2 protein-coding genes are annotated in these 1965 nt (G+C 61.0%); both read right to left on the bottom strand.

Going from position 1 to position 1965, the window contains the following annotated elements; all coding sequences use genetic code 11:
* Positions 1-776: Ig-like domain-containing protein (locus tag B9Z49_RS21910; protein ID WP_158273571.1), on the bottom strand; the 776-nt coding region annotated here is incomplete at its 3' end.
* Between the two features lie 2 nt (positions 777-778).
* Positions 779-1965, bottom strand: a 1187-nt coding sequence (locus B9Z49_RS21905) for a hypothetical protein (protein WP_158273570.1), incomplete at its 5' end; no start/stop codon positions are given.

The following is a 1965-nucleotide window of genomic DNA, read 5'->3' as shown; positions in this document are numbered from 1 at the left end:
CTGCCCACGGTGGTGGTCAGCCCATCGGTGCGGGCGATGGCCACTTGCGGTGGCGTCAGGTCGATGGTCATCAGGTGCGTGGCCACCGCGCCTGCGCCGTATGCGGGCACGGCTGTGGTGTTGGTCAGCCCCACGATGGTGGCGCGGATGGTGTAGTTGCCCTCCAGCTCAGTTTTTGAGGTGTTGTTCCACGACCAGGTGGTGCCGCTGGGCGTGGCAAAGCCGGTGCTGACCACCACGTTGGCGCTGTTGACGATCTCGACATAGACACGCTCGGTGGCGCCATTGAAGGCCGCAGGCAAGCCGCCCGAATACGTCAGCGTCTGGTCGTTGGTGATGAAGTCGGTGGCGCTGGTGCCTGCGTCGGTGCTGATGGCGCTGATGGTGATGGGCGAGATGGTGTTGACCGTCACGTCCACGTCCACCAGCACTTGTGCGCCGGTGGTGCTGTGGTCATAGACCTTGTAGACGTGGGCTACGCCGTCCATGGCATCGCCCGCCGCGATGCTGAAGGTGCCCTTGTAGGCCCAGCTGCCCGCCAAATCGGTGTTGCCCAGCAAGCCGGCCGAGGCACCGTTGGCGCTGACCACGCCGTCGTTGGCCAGCACGCTCAGGTTGAGCACGTCGTTGAGTTGGCCGTTGACCACGAACTGCACCTTGCCGGTGCTGGTGGTGCTGCCGGTGCTGCCGGTACCTTGCACGGTGCTGGTGAAGGTGTACGGGGCCATGGTGGTGGCATTGCTGCCGCCCAGGCTGAGCACGTTGTTGGCCGACATGGTCAGCACCGAGGTGCCGCCCCTTGCAGGGTGATCATCTCCACCTGCTCGATGGGCCTGACGGTCTGGTTGCCGGTGGTGGACTCCAGGTTGAGCGTGGTGCCTGCGGCGAGCTTGAGGTTGTCGATGCCCGTGCCGCCGTTGATGATGCCACCAGCTGCCAGCGTGGCTTGCAAGCTGGTGTTGCCCACGGTGATGGTGTCGTTGCTGCCCAAAGCGTCCAGAGCGCCTGCGGTGTAGCTCAGGGTGCCGTCGGGGTTTTCTGTGGGGCCTGATCCTGCGCCGGTGGTGCCTAGGGTGTTGGTGGGTGCAACTTGAGCGAAGCTGATGTTGTCCAACAAGAAGTCGCCGCCAGATGCGTTTCCATTGTTGCCCTGAATGCTGAGGCTGATGGCTTTGGTCGTTGGCGCGGTGTAAGTGACTGTCAGGTGACCCGCTTCATACTCTTGACTCACGAAATCGATGGTGACGCCATCAATGGTCAAGTTCAATGGTTTGGGGTTCGCACCTTGGGTAAAAGCGTTTACCTGATAGTCAAGTGTGAATTTGTAGGTTTGACCCGCAACAACGTTTGCGGTTTCACCCCACACCACTTTTGTGCCCGTGCTGATCTGACCTTGCATGATGTTGCCGGTCATGGTGCCGTCGGGGTTACCGACTGCACCTTGCCATGTGCCCCCTACTGAAGCCTTGCTCCATGTGCCCAAGCCGCTGCCATAGGTGACTGGCGTTGTTGCCGCACTGGTCGCGATGGTGGTCGTGTAGGTTTGTGCGCTGTTTGCATCAGCAACCGTTGTGATGCGGTAATTGTCACTCGAGTTGAAAACGCCCCCAGGTGAGTTGTTGAGTTCTGTCGTGAAGCCTGTTGAACCTGCGCTGAAATCGCCGTTGTCAATCAAGCTTGTGCCACCAGGCGCGGTAACCGTCCACAAATTGGACAACCCGCTGTGGTTACCCTGCGCATCCACCTGCTTGGCCGCAAAGGTGTTGCTGCCACCAAACGTGCCCGTGAGCGACGTGACCGACCAGTTGCCCGTGCCGTCCACCACCGCAGAGCCCACCAAGGTCGTGTAGTTGTTGTCGTACAAGAAGATGGTGTTACCGGCCAGGCCCGTGCCCTTGACGCTGCTCAAGGCGTTGGTCGTTGTGCCGTTGTTGGCAATGGTCGTGCTGCTGCTGGCCGTGTCAA

It is taken from the genome of Limnohabitans sp. 2KL-51, from assembly GCF_003063645.1.
Lineage (GTDB): Bacteria > Pseudomonadota > Gammaproteobacteria > Burkholderiales > Burkholderiaceae_C > Limnohabitans_A.
The sequence above is the reverse complement of the archived record's forward strand: the minus strand, read 5'-3'. Positions and strand labels throughout refer to the sequence as shown.